Origin of the sequence: Nonomuraea sp. NPDC049152 (assembly GCF_040648355.1) — a bacterium.
Classification (GTDB): domain Bacteria; phylum Actinomycetota; class Actinomycetes; order Streptosporangiales; family Streptosporangiaceae; genus Nonomuraea.
Genome location: NZ_JBEZDO010000039.1, coordinates 36552 through 51575 on the forward strand (window position 1 = coordinate 36552; position 15024 = coordinate 51575).

The 15024-nt window shown below is 68.2% G+C and carries 13 protein-coding genes and 3 pseudogenes; 10 read left to right on the plus strand and 6 right to left on the minus strand.

The window, feature by feature from the left end; translation table 11 throughout:
* The first annotated feature begins 3 nt into the window (after positions 1-3).
* The 4 genes from AB0B45_RS44285 (at position 4) to AB0B45_RS44300 (ending at position 3609) form a co-directional block, all read left to right on the plus strand.
* Entirely contained in the window at positions 4-1338 is a 1335-nt protein-coding gene (locus tag AB0B45_RS44285) for a peroxidase (protein WP_358143858.1), read from the plus strand.
* A 39-nt stretch (positions 1339-1377) separates the two neighbouring features.
* Positions 1378-2247: a bile acid:sodium symporter gene (locus AB0B45_RS44290; protein WP_358143859.1), complete on the plus strand. Its 870-nt coding sequence runs from the start codon at positions 1378-1380 to the stop codon at positions 2245-2247.
* Positions 2248-2507: 260 nt separating this feature from the next.
* Complete coding sequence (locus AB0B45_RS44295) at positions 2508-2990, plus strand: Pycsar system effector family protein (protein ID WP_358143861.1); 483 nt, start codon at positions 2508-2510, stop codon at positions 2988-2990.
* 409 nt (positions 2991-3399) lie between these two features.
* Positions 3400-3609: a hypothetical protein gene (locus AB0B45_RS44300; protein ID WP_358143862.1), complete on the plus strand. Its 210-nt coding sequence runs from the start codon at positions 3400-3402 to the stop codon at positions 3607-3609.
* Between the two features lie 68 nt (positions 3610-3677).
* Here the strand turns inward: AB0B45_RS44300 and AB0B45_RS44305 are convergent, their stop codons facing one another.
* Positions 3678-4439 (minus strand): class I SAM-dependent methyltransferase, encoded by a 762-nt coding sequence (locus AB0B45_RS44305; RefSeq protein ID WP_358143863.1) that lies wholly within the window; start codon positions 4437-4439, stop codon positions 3678-3680.
* Between the two features lie 153 nt (positions 4440-4592).
* On the opposite strand from AB0B45_RS44305, the gene AB0B45_RS44310 reads away from it, so the two are divergent.
* From AB0B45_RS44310 to AB0B45_RS44320, 3 genes are all read left to right on the plus strand, one after another.
* Positions 4593-5198, plus strand: coding sequence for a cysteine hydrolase (locus tag AB0B45_RS44310; RefSeq protein ID WP_358143865.1), 606 nt, complete (start codon positions 4593-4595; stop codon positions 5196-5198).
* Between the two features lie 173 nt (positions 5199-5371).
* Positions 5372-6532, plus strand: coding sequence for a VanZ family protein (locus tag AB0B45_RS44315; RefSeq protein ID WP_358143866.1), 1161 nt, complete (start codon positions 5372-5374; stop codon positions 6530-6532).
* Between the two features lie 81 nt (positions 6533-6613).
* Positions 6614-7207, plus strand: a complete 594-nt coding sequence (locus AB0B45_RS44320) for a hypothetical protein (protein ID WP_358143868.1) — start codon at positions 6614-6616, stop codon at positions 7205-7207.
* A gap of 114 nt (positions 7208-7321) precedes the next feature.
* On the opposite strand, the gene AB0B45_RS44325 is transcribed toward AB0B45_RS44320, so the two are convergent.
* The 4 genes and pseudogenes from AB0B45_RS44325 to AB0B45_RS44340 all read right to left on the minus strand — a co-directional run.
* Positions 7322-8527: an MMPL family transporter gene (locus AB0B45_RS44325; protein WP_358143869.1), complete on the minus strand. Its 1206-nt coding sequence runs from the start codon at positions 8525-8527 to the stop codon at positions 7322-7324.
* Between the two features lie 90 nt (positions 8528-8617).
* Positions 8618-9151 (minus strand): hypothetical protein, encoded by a 534-nt coding sequence (locus tag AB0B45_RS44330; protein WP_358143870.1) that lies wholly within the window; start codon positions 9149-9151, stop codon positions 8618-8620.
* Between the two features lie 78 nt (positions 9152-9229).
* Positions 9230-9877 (minus strand): annotated as a pseudogene (locus tag AB0B45_RS44335) (transposase).
* Positions 9877-9927 (minus strand): annotated as a pseudogene (locus AB0B45_RS44340) (hypothetical protein); the annotation flags it as partial. The pseudogenes AB0B45_RS44335 and AB0B45_RS44340, both read right to left, overlap by 1 nt.
* Before the next feature lie 81 nt (positions 9928-10008).
* Between AB0B45_RS44340 and AB0B45_RS44345 the strand changes: the two are divergent.
* A complete protein-coding gene (locus AB0B45_RS44345; protein ID WP_358143872.1) occupies positions 10009-10815 on the plus strand; it encodes an MFS transporter in 807 nt (268 codons plus the stop codon).
* Positions 10816-11075: 260 nt separating this feature from the next.
* Here AB0B45_RS44345 and AB0B45_RS44350 read toward each other — a convergent pair whose 3' ends face one another.
* Positions 11076-12266 (minus strand): serine hydrolase domain-containing protein, encoded by a 1191-nt coding sequence (locus tag AB0B45_RS44350; protein WP_358143873.1) that lies wholly within the window; start codon positions 12264-12266, stop codon positions 11076-11078.
* Between the two features lie 747 nt (positions 12267-13013).
* Between AB0B45_RS44350 and AB0B45_RS44355 the strand changes: the two are divergent.
* Positions 13014-13747: pseudogene (locus AB0B45_RS44355) on the plus strand (IS5 family transposase); the annotation flags it as partial.
* 980 nt (positions 13748-14727) lie between these two features.
* Positions 14728-14994 carry a MerR family transcriptional regulator gene (locus AB0B45_RS44360; protein WP_138664095.1) on the plus strand — a complete coding sequence of 89 codons (267 nt, stop codon included), beginning with the start codon at positions 14728-14730 and terminating at the stop codon, positions 14992-14994.
* Positions 14995-15024: the final 30 nt, after the last annotated feature.

The following is a 15024-nucleotide window of genomic DNA, read 5'->3' on the forward strand; positions in this document are numbered from 1 at the left end:
GCGGTGAGCGAGCAAACCCACGTCAAGCTCGAACTCGACGACATCCAGCGCGGGGTCCTCAGCCCACGGCCGTCACCATACGCGGCGACCTACATCCTGTTCCGCATCGACGACCGCGACCGTGGGCGGGAGCTGATGCGGCGCGCCGGCGCCGTGGTGACCTCGGCCGCCGACCCGGTGAGCCCGCTGGGTGAGACCTGGGTCAGCGTCGCGCTCACCTACCACGGCCTCAAGGCGCTCGGCGTTCCCGGGGAATCGCTGGACAGCTTCGCGTGGGAGTTCCGGCAGGGCATGGCCGCACGGGCCACCGCGCTGGGCGACGTCGGCGAGAGCAGTCCCACGAACTGGGAGCCCCCGCTCGGCACGCCTGACGTCCACGTGGTCCTGGTGGCACTCGCCCCTGACAGCGCGCGGTTGGAGACGGCCATCGACCGTGCCCGACCGGCTTACCAGGCCCTCCCCGGTGTGACGGCGATCTGGCGCCAGAACTGCCACGCACTGCCCACCGAGACCGAACCCTTCGGCTACCGCGACGGCATCAGCCATCCGGCCGTCGAGGGAAGCGGCATCGCCGGATCCAACAAGCTGGAGGCGCCGCTCAAGGCCGGCGAATTCGTGCTCGGCTACCCCGACGAGCTCGGCGGCATCCAGACGCCGAAGCCCGAGGTGCTCGGACGCAACGGCTCCTACGCGGTCTTCCGCAAGCTCCACCAGCGCGTCGCCCTGTTCCGGCGGTACCTGAAGGACAACGCCACCGACCCCGAGGCCGAGGAACTGCTGGCAGCGAAGATCATGGGCCGCTGGCACAGCGGCGCGCCGCTGGCGCTCAGCCCGCTGCACGACGATCCCGGCCTCGGAGCCGACCCGCACCGCAACAACACCTTCCTGTTCGAGCAGGACGATCCGGTCGGCTTCACCACTCCAGGCGGCAGCCACGTCCGCCGCGGCAACCCCCGGGACGCGGCGGTGGCCGGCGTGCCGCGGCTGCACCGCATGATCAGGCGCGGCACCGCGTACGGCCCGCCGCTGCCCGAGGGCGTCCTGGAAGACGACGGGGCCGACCGCGGGCTGATGTTCGCCTTCATCGGGGCGCACCTGGGGCGGCAGTTCGAGTTCGTCCAGTCCGAATGGATGAACGACGGCGTCTTCTTCGGCGCGGGCGACGCGAAAGATCCCGTCGTCGGCTCCCACGACGGCTCCGGTGACTTCACCGTCCCCCGGCGTCCCGTACGGCGACGCCTGCTCTCGCTGCCGCGATTCGTCGTCACGCGCGGCGGCGAATACTGCTTCATGCCAGGACTGACCGCACTGCGCTGGCTCGGCGACCTCACGGACTGAGCGCGGCCACGCCGCTCCGGCACAGGACCGGGGATCCACATGAACACGCTGCAACTGCTGTTCAACGCCGTGACCGTCATCTTCATAGCGGCCACCATGTTCGCCGCCGGCCTTGGCGCGACGTTGCCGGCGCTGCGCGCCGTCTTCGCGAACCTTCCGCTGCTCCTGCTGGTACTCCTGGCCAACCTGGTGTTCGTCCCGCTCCTCGGCTGGGGTGTCGCGGCGCTGTTCGGCTTGCCTGCGGCATCGTTCATCGCGCTGCTCCTGGTCGCGTCCTCACCTGGCGGCCCGTTCGGGGCGAAACTCGGCATGGTGCAGAACGGCGACGTGGTCGCGGGTGCGGCGATGCAGGTGCTGCTGGCCGCCATCGGCAGCATCACCTTCGGTCCGACGGCGAACGTCATCCTCAGAGCCGCGAACGTGGGTGGTGGGGTCTCACTCGACGTCGCGACGCTGATGCTGACCGTGGCGGTCCTCCAGCTCGTGCCGTTCGCCGTCGGACTGACCGTGCGCCACTACGCGCCGTCCACGGCACAAGCCTGGCACCCTGTGACCGCGGCAGTGTCGAACGTGACGTTCCTCGTGGTGCTGGCGGGCATGCTCGTCGGCAACTGGCGTGACGTCGTCGCGCTGATCGGCTCACTCAGCCTGCTCGCGGGCTTCGTCTTCGCCATCGTCGCATTCGCTCTCGGCACGGCCCTGGCCACCGGACCATGGGCACGCCGTACCACCATGGGCGGAGTCGCGGCTGTCCGCAACGCGGGGCCGGCGCTCGCCGCCGTCGGTCTCGCCTTCGGCAACGAGCCGGCCATCCTGGGAGCACTCGCGGCTGTCCTGCTGAGCGGTCTGGCCGCGTCCCTGCCCATCGCGGCGGTGCTGAGCCGTCGTCGGGCCGGCACCGCGGCCTGAAGCCCCCGCGCTCCACAAAATCCCGCCGACAGAAGAGTCCGTAACAGGCAAAGGCACCTTCTCCGACACGCCCACCTGGGCATCTACCTCCCAACCTTCTCCACTTACGACTGCATCGCCGAACGCTCGACGTACCGGCCGCATCGCGCGCCAACCGGTCATCCCGCTCCTCGACCTCGCGGAAAGGGCCCGCCATGAACCACGATCCAGCCGCCTCTGGCGCCCGCTCCGGAGACGACAGCGATGCCCAACCCGTGTCCATGTCCCCGTTCCTCAGGGAACGGCTCGACGCCGCCGTCACCTCGGCCCGCGCCGAACTGATCAGCGCCAGCGAGCGAAGAGCAGGACTCCTGCTGTCCTGGGCGGGTGTCGCGTACGGCGCGCTCGTCACGCTCATCCTCACCGGCCCTGCCCGGTTCCCCGGCCTTGGGCGCTTCGGCGTCATCGCGGCGTTGATCCTGCTGACCGCGGCGGTCGTGCTGATCCTCATCACCATCCGCCCGCTCTCCGCCGGACGCGGCGGAGCGAAGGTCCTCGAATACGCCAAGGCACCCACGCCCCAGGACCTGATCGAGCAGATGAGCGCCGAGGCAAGGGAGTACGACCTGTTCCTGGCCACCAACGCGCTCCAGATCGCCCGGGTCGCGCACATGAAGAACCGCAACCTGCGATGGGCCGTCGACCTGATCGTGACCGGCATCACCACCATGACCGTCATGGTCTTCCTGGAGCATCTCATCTGAAACGGCAGGCATGCGAGTCGATGGCCGGGACAAACCGCTTCAGGGCACAGGCCACAGCGGGGACCGATCAGCGCCGAGATGCTCCGGCTCGTTCGACCTTTCTCAGAGAGAGGCGTGAAAGATATCGGGCCCATCGGGCAAGTAGGGGCGATCATCTTCCGGATGGATGGAGTCAGACCGGCATGGCCGTACCACCAGAGTTAGCCCATCCACCCGACCTCCGCGACCGCTTCGACCAGGTCTTCGACACGCACTTCCACGGCATCCACCGCCACGGTCCGACCTGTGGCAGCCGCGTGACGTCGGCGACGTCGTCCAGACAGAGTCGCGCCAGGAGTACGTCAGGCCCGCCACCCCCGCCGACGAGCCGGCCTGGAGGCAGGCAGGCTCCCCGGACAGAGTCGACCGGGTGTGCACCAGAGGCGCCCGTCCCGCGAACTGCCGGCAGGTGAGGATCAGGATGCTGGCGGCGACCGTCTCCGCGGGGGAGGCCACCGAAGGGCTGACCAAGGGCAGCGTCATGCGCTACATAGCATGGCCGCCCGAGGCCGGCTGGACCGGCGAACGTCCCGAGCGTCCCGGCGGCTGCAAGCTCGCTCGCGATCCGCCACGACCCTGAATCGACGTCTGACCGCCTGCTCGCACACGCGAGCCGGCGACCACAACTCCGAGAGGGCGTCGGCAAAGCTAGTGGTTGGGCGGGATGCGGTAGACGGACACGTGGGAGCGCGACTCGGCGGTGAAGTCGCCTCCGGTCCAGTCGGCGTGCCTGGTCTCCAGCTCGAACCCGGCCAACTGAGCCATGAGGTCGAGCTCGGCCGGCCAGATGTAGCGGTGCGGGCTGCGGAACAGCCGGGCCTGCCTGCTCTCGTCGAACCTGAAGTGGTGCGAGACGACGTGCTGACGCAGGACATCGTAGGTGTCCAAGCCGATGTAGCCGGGCTCGCAATGGAAGACCGTGGCCTGCTGACCCGGTGGAAGCTTGCGCAGCTCAGGCACCCAGAGCTCGATCACGAACCGGCCGCCCGGTGCGAGATGGCTGGCGGCGTTGCGGAAGCACGCGACCTGCTCGGCCTGAGTGAGCAGGTTGGAGATCGTGTTGAAGACGAGGTAGACGAGCGTGTACTTCCCCGGAGCGACGGCGGTCGCCATGTCGCCGACGATCACCGGGATCGTAACCTCGTCCACCTTCGTCCGCAGTTGGTCGATCATCGGAGGTGACAGCTCGATGCCGGTGACGGGCACCCCTCGCTCAGCGAGCGGCACGGCCACGCGGCCGGTTCCGATGGCGAACTCGAGCGCCCGTCCGTCGCCCGCGAGCTCGGCGAGGCGGTCCACGGTCGGCCCCAGGACCTCGGGCGCGAACATGCCGGTGCCCGGCGTGTCATAGCGCTGGGCGGTCTCGACGCCCCAGATCTCCTCCTGTTGCATGCCGCCAACGATGGTCATGGGTGTCCGCGCTGTCCAACGATTTTGCGACCCCACGGTCGCATGCGTCGAGACCGCCGGCCGTGCGACCACTCTCCACCGTGAAACGCAATCGGCTGATGATCTCGCGGACAAGCCCGAACACGAAGGCTCAAGTACGGCATGATCATGACCATGACCTACGATCCGCGGACTGCCGCCGTTCTCGCCCTCCACTGGCAGATCAACGTCATCAAGCCCGAGGGGTTCTTCGGCGCGATGCTCGGCGAGCCGGTCGCTCGCAGCGGCGTCGTGGAGCGTGCCGTACGGTTCCACCAATCCATGCGCGCCGCAGGGGTACCGGTGATCTTCACCAGGTTCACCGTCCCTGTGGGTGAAGGTGGTCTCGTCCGCAACACGGGCTTCATGAACGCGGTCGCCGACGCGCAGGAGTCCTTCCGCCCGGATGCTCCGGGGACGCAGGTGATCCCGGAGATGCGGTCTGTGACCGAGGCTGACCACGTCGTCGACAACCAGAAGCTGTCCGGTCTGGCCGGGAACCACCTCCCCCAGTGGCTGGCCGAGCGCGGGATCGACACTCTGCTGGTGACCGGAGTCGCCACCAACCTCACAGTCGAGCAGACCGCCAGGCAGGGCACCGACCTCGGCCTCACCGTCCACACGGTCAGCGATTGCGTCACGGCCGCGACCGACGAGGCTCATCACGCGTCGCTGGCCAACCTGGATCTGGCGACGGCCGGGTGCCTGACGTCGGAGGACGTACTGAGGCTGTTCTCCTGAGCCGCAGGACGCACAACGGGCTCGATCGAGCCGACGGCGCTTGCCGCTCCGCATGGACGGCAAGACGGCGGCCACCTCGAGCTACCGCTGCGAACGTCCTCGGAATGCGCTGGAAGCAGCAGTTGGTGTGGGATTTATAGCGATATGTCCTCTTTGGTTAGACTTCGCGGCTTGTGGAGATCTACCTGACCCAGGCGAAAATCGCCTTGCTTCTCGCCCCGCTGGCCATCGCGCTGCTGTTGCTGCCTTTCGTGTCCCGGCAGTATGGCCGCTTCGGGCACATCGGGCGATGGTCGGGTCTCGTCACGGCGGTGCTCGTCCTGTACGCCTGCGGCGTGGTGGCCTTCACGCTGTTTCCGCTGCCCGAGGTGACGCCGGACTTCTGCGCGATCCGGCAGAGCCTCGCGACGCCGCGCTGGCAGCCGTTCTCGAGCATCCAGGACGTGATCAGGGAGAACGCCGGACGGGGGCTGCCGGCCATGCTGTACAGCAGGTCGGTGCTGCAGATCGTGTTCAACGTCGCCCTGTTCGTGCCGCTCGGCTTCTTCCTGCGCTACCGGCAGGGGCTCGGCGTCGCGCGCACCCTGATGATCTCCCTCGCCGGTTCGCTGGCGATCGAGCTGACCCAGCTCACCGGCCTGTGGGGCCTCTACCCCTGCGCGTATCGGCTGTTCGACCTGGACGACCTGATCATCAATACGGCCGGCGCCGGACTCGGTTGGGCGCTGGCGGGCCCGGCCGCCCGGCTGCTGCCGGATCCGTGGCCGGCGCCCCGTCCTGACCTCGCGTCGCCCACCGCCGGTCGGCTCGCGCTCGCCATGCTGCTCGATGGCGTGGTGTGGTTCTTCGCCTCGCCGCTGTTCGGGTTGCTCGCCGCCCAGGGCTACCGGCTCGTCACGGGTGGCCCGATGCCCGCCGATGCCCTCCTGCGGGATCTCCTGCCCGGCCTGTCGTACGCGATGACCGGGCTGGTCATCTTCGTACTCGTCCCGGCGGCGCGCGAGGACGGCGCCACGCCGGGCAGGGCGGCCGTGCACGTCGCACTCTGCCACGCGGCGGACGGGCGGCCCGCGCCCGTGCTCCGGCGGCTGGCACGCTCCGCCGCTCCGTACCTCGCCCTCGCCGGGGGTGCGGCCGTCAGCCGCTTCGTGCCCGCCCTTGCCCTCCTCGCCGTACTGGAACTGGAACGTCGCGGCGTCATGGCGCGGTGGACCCGGACGCGGCTCGTCACGCGGGCCGCTGCGCGCGCGCACGCCGAGGGCCCGCGCTCCGCGAACGGCACCACCGCAGACGGATCGCATCGCGGACGCGCGCTCCTTCACCCACATCCGTGACACTGCCTCGTCGCCTCGTCGCTCAGACCCTCACCCCATGACGCCGCATCCCGACTAGGCCGCAAACGCTAGCCTCCCTCCATGAACCGGACATTTGGTGCGGCTTTGGTCGGTGTCGCCTTCGGTGCGGGCACCTCGCTCGTCAACGCGTTGTCCTCGCCGTACTCCCGGCTGGGCGCGCCACTTGACGGCACGCTGTGGGGCGGCGCGGCCAAGGTCCTCAGTCTGCTCGTGGACAGCGGCTGGGCCTGGGCGGCGCTCGCGGTCGGCGTGGGCTGGCTGGTCGGTGGACTCGTCCGTGCGGGCCTGGCCGGAGTGGCGGCTCTGATGGCGGCCACCGCCGCCTACTACGCCATGGACGCCCTCCTCCGGGATGAGCCGCTGTCCTGGTTCTGGCAGGAGACGGTGCTGTGGTGGGGCGCCGGCGTGGTCTTCGGCTCGGCGCTGGGCGTGGTGGGCGCCTCCATCCGCCGCCCTGGGGTGATCGGGCTGCTCGCAGGGCTGTCCGTACCCGTGGGCGCCGCCGCCCAGATGGTCGTCCTGCCGCCCGGCCCGAGCCTGGCGGTGACCTCGGCGACGGTGTGGGCCCAGGCTCTCGTCTGGGCAGGCGCCCTGCTCGGCGCCGCACTGGTGATCGCCCGGTTCGTCACGCGGCGCCGTACCCCGGCCGCGTGATCGCGCCCGACATCCAACGCCTCGACTCGGCCTCGATGCTGTCGGACGTGCTCACACCCGCCCGTAGACGATCCGCCATACCGGTAGATCCTGCGAGGGACCTCTCGAACACGCCTACATGGGCGAGTCCGACGGCGTCCGAGCCACTTCCGCCACGGACGAGGTGGCGGCAGGGCGGCGCGGTGGCAGGGCGGCGCCAAACCGCTCGCCGAGCAGAGTGATCGCGGCCGGCAGCAGAACACCCCGGACAAGGGTCGCGTCGATCAGGATGGCGACCGAGAGCCCGAGGCCCATCATTTTGTACTCGATCGCCGACAGCACCAGGAACACACTGAACGCAGCTGTCATGATCACGGCGGCGCTGGTGACGACGCCGGAGCTGGCACCGATCCCGGTGACGACGGCTTGGCGCACCGAGGCGCCGGCGGCGCGGCGTTCCCGGATCCTGCTGAGAATGAAGATGTGGTAGTCCATGCTCAGCCCGAAAAGAATCACGAACATGAACAGCGGCAACCAGCCGATCACGGCGCCGTAGGGCGTGAAGCCGAGCACCGCGCTCAGGTGGCCATCCTGGAACACCCAGGTCAGCACACCGTACGCGGCGCCGAGCGACAGCAGGTTGAGCAGGATCGACACCAGAGATACCGCCAGGGATCGAAACGAGACCGCCAGCAGTGCAAGCGCGAGCACGAGCACGAAACCGATCACCAGCGGCGAGCGTTCAGTGATCTGCTTGGTGAAGTCGTAGGCGAACGCGGTCTTGCCCGCCACCGCGTAGTCCAGGCCCTCCAGTGAGCCGAGCGCGGTCGGAGCCTTGACGGCGCGCAACTCCTCCAGGGATCGGTTGGCCACCTCGCCGGTACCGAAGTCGGCCAGTGGGACGCGAGCGATCATGATCCGGCCGACGCGCACGGTAGAGATCGGATCCAGCTCCTTCACCGCATGCCGCACGCCGGGGGCGTCCAGTGCACCGGGTCGCTTCTCCCACATGACCACCCACGTCGGCAGCGGGCTGCCGGGGAACGCCTCCTGCATGCGGATCGCGGCGTCCACGACTGGGACCTCTCGGGGCAAGCTATTGGTGACCGCCGCGTCCTGGAGCCGCATCTCGAATGCCGGCAGAGTCAGCACGACCAGGACGAGAGCGGCCAGTCCGCCCCACAGCCGCGGACGCCGTACGACCGTGCGCGCTACAGCTGTCCAGAAACGGGACTCATCGGCCGCGGTACGGCGGCGGCCGAGCCAGGGAATGCGAGCCTTGTCGACGCGGTGGCCGAGCAGGGCCAGAAGAGCGGGGAGCACTGTGACCGAGCCGATCATGGCGGTGTTTGAGAAGGTCAACTTGAGGGAGTCGCATCAGCCCACGGAGCCGGTTGGCAGGCCGCGGACATGTTCGGGGAGCGCGGCATGTCACGTATGCGGCCGCCGTGGCCGCAGCGTCGACGATCGGGAGGCTGAGGCTTCCCTGACCGCGGCGGACAGCCAGACGGTCAGCGCGGTGAGGGTCACGACGGCGATGACGATCAGTGCAGGAAAGTACCAATCCGGGAAAAGATCCCCGAGATCGAAATCGCCATTGGGATACAACACGAACGCGTAAGTGCCCAATACGGCCAGGGCGAGAGTGAACAGGTAGACCATGCTGGCGGCCGCGCACGACACGAGGCCGCTGACGGTGGAGCGACGATTCAGCGAGCCACCCAGCGCGGCGAGTACGGCCGCCTCGACGGCGAGGATGAGAGTGATGCCGAGCATCATCGTCCACGCCCACTCGATCGCGGGGCCCAGCCGGCTTGGCAGCAGGTCGCTCCAGGGCTCGTGCCAGGAGTTGAGCCCCGTCTGGACGGCCAACTGGAGCGCGATCAGGGTCGCTCCGGCGTACAGCAACGGCGCTGCCAGAGCGCACAGCAGAGCGGGCGAGCGTTTCAGGCATCGCAGGTCCATGATCGATTAGACGGCCGACTCAAACTGAGCGTTCCGCGACGGATCACCCCTAGGTGCTTGAGATGGTGATCATCTCTGTCAGTCGCAGATGTAACGGGCCTGGCGTTGGGCGGGTCCGTCGCGAGTAAGGCGACGGGCAATACTGGCGATGGCGGCCCAGCGGATGATCGCCGCGGACACCGCGGGATCGCGTTCGTAGTCGCGAGCCAGACGGCGGCAGGCGGTCAGCCAGGCCAACGTCCGCTCGACCACCCACCTGCGTGAGATGACGTTGAACCCACGCTGGGCAGCGGGCTTGCGCACGATCTCCAGGGTGGTGCGCAGTGTGTCATGGGTCTAGTCCACCAGCCGTCCGGCGAAGCCCTGGTCGGCGAAGACATGACGGATCGGGGTGTTCAGGTACGTCGACAGCAAGGTGGTCTTGGCGCCGTCACGGTCTTGCCGGCTTGCGGCCATCACTGCGACCGTGACCAGCAGGCCGCTGGTGTCGGTGACGATGAACCGCTTGCGGCCGTTGACCTTCTTGTTCGCGTCGTAGCCGCGGCTGTCGCGGCCGACTGTGTCGGCGCCCTTGACGCTTTGCGAGTCGATGATCCCCGCCGATGGCTCATCGGCGCGGCCGGCCTGCCGGCGGGCCGGCGGGCCGACCTGCGTAATTCGGTCAGCAGGTTCTCGGTGACGCCGGCTTCTTCCCACTGCTGGAAGTACCAGTACACGGTCTGCCATGGCGGCAGGTCGGTGGGCGGGTACCGCCATGGACAGCCGGAGCGCACCACGTACAGGATCGCGTTGACGATCTTCCTGCCGTAGCCGGTGAGGCAGGACTCGAGAAGGCCAACAGCGGGCTCACCGCGGCCATGTCACTTTCCACCCTGGCCGGTCCCGGACTGGGCGGTGCGCTGTACACCGCTTCCGGGAACGCGTGGCTGCTGGGATTCAACGCGGTGACGTTCATAGTGGTCTCTCTCGTCATCTGGGGCGTGGTATCCGGCGGCAAGGACCAGCGCATGTCTGTGAACGCCAGCCCGTTCACGGGCGCTCTCGACGGCCTGAAAGTCATGTGGCAGTCACCGGTCATACGTCCGCTCCTGCCGATCCTCGCCGCCGTAATCTTCGCCACCTCCATCGAGGGCGTCGCCGGGGTCTTCTACCTGCGCGACATCACCAGCAGCGACACTCTCTACGGATTCCTCCTGTCCGCATGGGCGCTCGGTTCGCTGCCCGGCTCTCTCATCGGGGCCTGGGGCAGGGTCGGAAGGCAGCACCTCGTCATGGTCATGGGAGGCGCAGCGCTCATGGGGAGTGCGCTACTGATTGAGGGTCTCGTCCCAGTCGCCCTCGTTATCGCGATCGTCTTTGTCGCCGGGGGGTTCGGCAACGGCGCGCACAACGTCGGCGTTCGCAACGTCATCCACCACCACATCCCTGCGGACATGCACGGGCGAGCCTGGGCATACTTCCGCGTACTGGTGAACACCTGTGTGGCTCTCGGATTTCTGCTCGGGACACCCGGCATCGTCCTGGACGCCCGGACGGCGATCCTCAGTTCGGGCACCCTCGCCCTTCTCGCAACGGTTTATGCCGCCTGGAACCTGTGGAAGGCCGGACTACTCCGCCGCTACACGGCACATGTCCCCGAACATCAAGGTGCACCTCAGGGTTGAGTTCCAGAATCGCACACGGCCAGCGAACGTCCGCACGCAAGCGCACCTGCCCACCGGCTGCCCTCCGCCGGAGCCGGTGTCTACAGTCCGGCTGGATGCGCAGACAGCCAGTCCGCGCGGCGGTTTTTCAATGCATCGCGGTCGTGAACGGTGGGGGCGATGTCTCCAGCCGGCCGATACCGGGCTGGAGACCGGTGGGCGGGGCGACGGGTTCCCAGACCAAGTCGCTGACGTACGCCCATTCCGGTCGGTCCGGCCTTTCAGCTATCGAGGGCGGCTAGGAGCAGGCGCTGGGCCACTGCCGGGGCGCCGTTGTTGAGGGAGGACGAGGTGCCCATCGAGTAGACCGCGCGCCGGTTGAGGTCACGGGAGGCGAAGACGCCGCTCCGGTAACCCGGGTCGGAGCCCGTCTTGCCCCACAGGACCGAGCCGTCGGGCAGCGGCACGTACTTCAGGCCGACGCTGAAGCAGGCCGTACCCTTGCCGGGACCGGTCTCGCAGTTGGAGTCGTTGGCGTACGGCAGCGGCTTGCCGTCGGCGCCCTTCGGCACGGCGAACAGCTCCGCGGCCTGTGCCGGGCGCAGCAGCCGACCGTCGAACAGGCCGGAGATGAAGCGGTCCAGGTCACCCGTGGTGGAGGTCATGCTCGCGGGCACCCCGCCCTGCACGTTGACGTCGACCAGCTCGCCATTGCTCCTCGGCAGGTAGCCGGGCAGGTACGGCCGAGGCACGGGCGTGCTGGTGCCCGGCACGGCGGCCCTGGTCTCCCGCATCTTCAGCGGCTTCAGGATGCGGGCGGTCACCTCGTACTGGTACGGGTGCCCGGTGATCTCTTCGATGAGCTTGCCTGCGACGCGGTAGCCGAAGGAGTTGTACTCCTGCTGGGTGCCGGGGCGAAAGCGCGGGCCGGGAGCTGGCCTGCCCTCGGGGCGGAGCGTCTGCTGGATCGCCTCGTCGAAGGTGAGGTAGTCGAGGCGGCGCTCGATCTCCTCGTCCGGGGAGGTGGCCGGGGCGCCCTCTAGGTCATGGGGCAGGCCGCTGGTGTGGTTGAGCAACTGCCGTACGCTGATCGGCTCCTTGAACCGGTCCTCCGGCAGCAGCCCGGGCAGATAGTGCTGGACGCTTTGGTCCAAGTCGATCCGGCCCTCGGCGGACAGCTGGAGCAGAATCACCGCGTCCATGGGCTTGCTGATGCTGCCGATCCGGAAGTGAGCAACGCGGCTGATGCGCTTACCGGTGACGACGTCCCCAGACGTACCCCGCCACGTCTGCCCGTTCTTGTGCACCTCGGCCACGACACCGGAGGCGCCGTCGTCCGGGCGCACGGTGATCGCCTCGCGCAGGGCGGCACGGTCCAGGCCCGTGGCGGGCCCGGCGGTGGCGGCCTGCGCGGGGGCGACGACACCGAACGTCGCGGCGGCGGCCAGGGACAGGGCCAAGGAACGGCGCATGGGAATCTCCACTCGTAATCCGATGATCAAGTCCGAGTCTGTCCGCCTAGCCCGCCCGGTTCTACGGGGATCATCCCGACCCAACCCCGAACTGACCCTGACCCCGCAGCGGGGAAAACCTCCCGTTTCCGTCGATGACGAAACCGGTTCTGTCACGGGCATGGACTGGTGGCAGGCGCTGCCGCAGGGCGGGGTTGGTGATCACGGCTATGAAGGCGGCTCCCGAATTCGCTAACACGGCCTGAGCCTCACCAGGCGCCACAGAGCCACTGACCGACATCTGGCTCCCGAATTCACGTACAGAGCCACGTCGCCGAAAGCGACTCCCGAACGTGGCCGTCTCCGGCGAGGGCCCCTAACGGGTGCGCGCCCACATCGGATCTCCCACGGCGAGGGCGTCCAGCACCTGCTGGTCATGGTGTTCCCTGGGCAGAGCGAGCGGGCGATCGACTACCGGCGCAGTGCCGGGTGACCAGAACCACCGGGTGTAACCCTGTCGCCGGCGAGCCGTTGACAGTGGTCGGCCTCGGGTGATTGGCGCGGCGCCGATGCGCCGCCTGGCCACGACCGAGCCTCGTAAGGCTCCGTCGTCCGCCGCGCCACAACGGAGCGATCGTCCGCCTGGCGTTGCCGTCAGGGGACACAAAAACGCCCCGGAGCGATCTTCGCTTCGGGGCTTCCTTGCTGCTCAAGTGTGGTGGTCAGGGGCAGGGTCGAACTGCCGACCTTCCGCTCTGTCTGTGAGAGCCGAAGCGGCCGCAGGGTGGTGGCCGACGGCGGGCTGATGATCGCCTGATCCTGGCGGCCATCGTGTTCGTGGCCACCACAGGCTGCACGTGGCGGCAGCTACCACCAGGCTTCGGCGCTTCCTGGCAGACGGTGCACCGCCGCTTCACCGACTGGAGCAGAGCCCGGGTGTGGGCCAAGCTGTATCGGGTCATCCTGGATGAGCTTGGTTCCCGCGGCGAGCTGGACTGGTCGCGGTGCGCGATCGACTCGGTCAGTGTCCGGGCGGCCAAAGGGGGGAGCTGACGGGTCCGAATCCTGTCGATCGCGGCAAGAAAGGCTCGAAGATCCACTTGATCACCGAACGGACCGGCCTGCCGATCTCTGTCGCGATCAGCGCGGCCAACACCCATGACAGCCTGGCGTTGGAGCCGCTGGTGCGCAGCATTCCGCCGATCCGTTCGCGCCGTGGGCCAAGGCGTCGCCGGCCGGGCAAACTCCACGGGGACAAAGGCTACGACTACCCCCATCTGCGAGCCTTCCTGCGCGGCCGCGGCATCGTTCCACGTATCGCCCGCCGAGGGATCGAATCGAGCAGCCGCTTGGGTCGACACCGCTGGGTCGTCGAGCGGACCGTCTCCTGGCTGGCCGGCTGTCGCCGCCTGCACCGCCGCCACGAGCGCCGGGCCGACCACTTCGGATCCTTCGTCGCCATCGCCGCAGCCCTCATCTGCTACCGCCGACTCACCAAATGAGACGACGTCTAAGCATTCGATCATGACCGGTGGTCGGCTCGACTGCGTCAGCCCGTGGTCTCGGTGGGCCGGTGCCGACGAAGGAGGTACCGGACCGTCGATCGCCCTCGGCCCCGTTGGTTCGGCAACCATCGCATGGCGATCGTGAGGCCGTCCGGGGCGCCTTTTCTGGGTCGGGTCGACGTCGCCCTGGTGCTCGCGGTAGCAGGCGGACCTCGATCGTCTGACTCTTCGCCCCGGCTTGGCGGCGTGCTCCAGCAACGGTCGGAAGTCGGTGTTACCCCGTACCGAAAATCTGTTGTCGCCGTGGTAGACATTCGTCGCTGTGGGCACTATGGTTTCTGACATCGCAAGGAACGGATCCCCTGGGCAGCAGCAGTTAGCACGAGCACCACGACGAACTGCCCACAGCAGGATGAAGTCGGTAGTTGATTGGCAGAAGGTCGGACGTGACGGGCCAGCGCAGTGGTAAGGGGCCCAGAGCGTGGACGCGCTGCCGAAGGTGGAAGGTTGACGGCAGAAGGTCGGACGTGACGGGCCAGCGCAGTGGTTAGAGGCCCAGAGCGTGGACGCGCTGCCGAAGGTGAAGTTGAACAAGTGGTCCGGAAGAGCAAGATGAAGGGAGTGTTGACGCCATCGGGATCGCCCGTTGTCGGCTGAAGTTTCGCCGCTCGGGTACCGCAGTTCCACAGATAGGAAGGTGGTCTACGGTCACGCATCCGCGATCCGCGCATCACCGCCGCTCAGTACGGCGGTTGCGCAAAACAGTAAGCCGGCCGATGGCCGGTAGATGGTGTTGAACTCTTCGGGGCCCCGGCGCAACAGGCGCCGGGGCCCCTGTGCGCGTGATGAGAAAGGAATGTATGGATCAACGTCGCTCGGCTGCCGAGAGTGACACGCTCACTCGCGGCAGGATTACGGATACGGCCGAACTCACGGCCGACGACCGGTTCGACGATGAGGACTACCCCGCCTACAGCATGGGCACGGCCGCCGAGATGCTCGGCGTCACCCCCACCTTCCTGCGGGCTCTGGGCGCCGCCCACCTGATCGAGCCGAAACGCTCCAGCGGCGGACACCGCCGCTACTCCCGCTACCAGCTTCGCCTGGCCGCACGCGCCCGGGAACTCGTCGACCAGGGCACCCCCGTGGAAGCCGCCTGCCGCATCATCATCTTGGAAGACCAACTCGCCGAAGCGCTGCGCATCAACGCCGCATACGAACGCGAGCGAGCGGCCGGGGACTGACAGAGGACTGACACCGGCGGCCTGGTCTCC

Bases quoted from the DNA above. Each gene is read 5' to 3' on its own strand.
- AB0B45_RS44290 (WP_358143859.1), top strand. From the start codon at position 1,378: ATGAACACGCTGCAACTGCTGTTCAACGCCGTGACCGTCATCTTCATA.
- AB0B45_RS44295 (WP_358143861.1), top strand. From the start codon at position 2,508: ATGTCCCCGTTCCTCAGGGAACGGCTCGACGCCGCCGTCACCTCGGCC.
- AB0B45_RS44305 (WP_358143863.1), bottom strand. From the start codon at position 4,439: ATGACCATCGTTGGCGGCATGCAACAGGAGGAGATCTGGGGCGTCGAG.
- AB0B45_RS44310 (WP_358143865.1), top strand. From the start codon at position 4,593: ATGACCTACGATCCGCGGACTGCCGCCGTTCTCGCCCTCCACTGGCAG.
- AB0B45_RS44320 (WP_358143868.1), top strand. From the start codon at position 6,614: ATGAACCGGACATTTGGTGCGGCTTTGGTCGGTGTCGCCTTCGGTGCG.
- AB0B45_RS44325 (WP_358143869.1), bottom strand. From the start codon at position 8,527: ATGATCGGCTCGGTCACAGTGCTCCCCGCTCTTCTGGCCCTGCTCGGC.
- AB0B45_RS44330 (WP_358143870.1), bottom strand. From the start codon at position 9,151: ATGGACCTGCGATGCCTGAAACGCTCGCCCGCTCTGCTGTGCGCTCTG.
- AB0B45_RS44345 (WP_358143872.1), top strand. From the start codon at position 10,009: ATGTCACTTTCCACCCTGGCCGGTCCCGGACTGGGCGGTGCGCTGTAC.
- AB0B45_RS44350 (WP_358143873.1), bottom strand. From the start codon at position 12,266: ATGCGCCGTTCCTTGGCCCTGTCCCTGGCCGCCGCCGCGACGTTCGGT.
- AB0B45_RS44360 (WP_138664095.1), top strand. From the start codon at position 14,728: ATGGGCACGGCCGCCGAGATGCTCGGCGTCACCCCCACCTTCCTGCGG.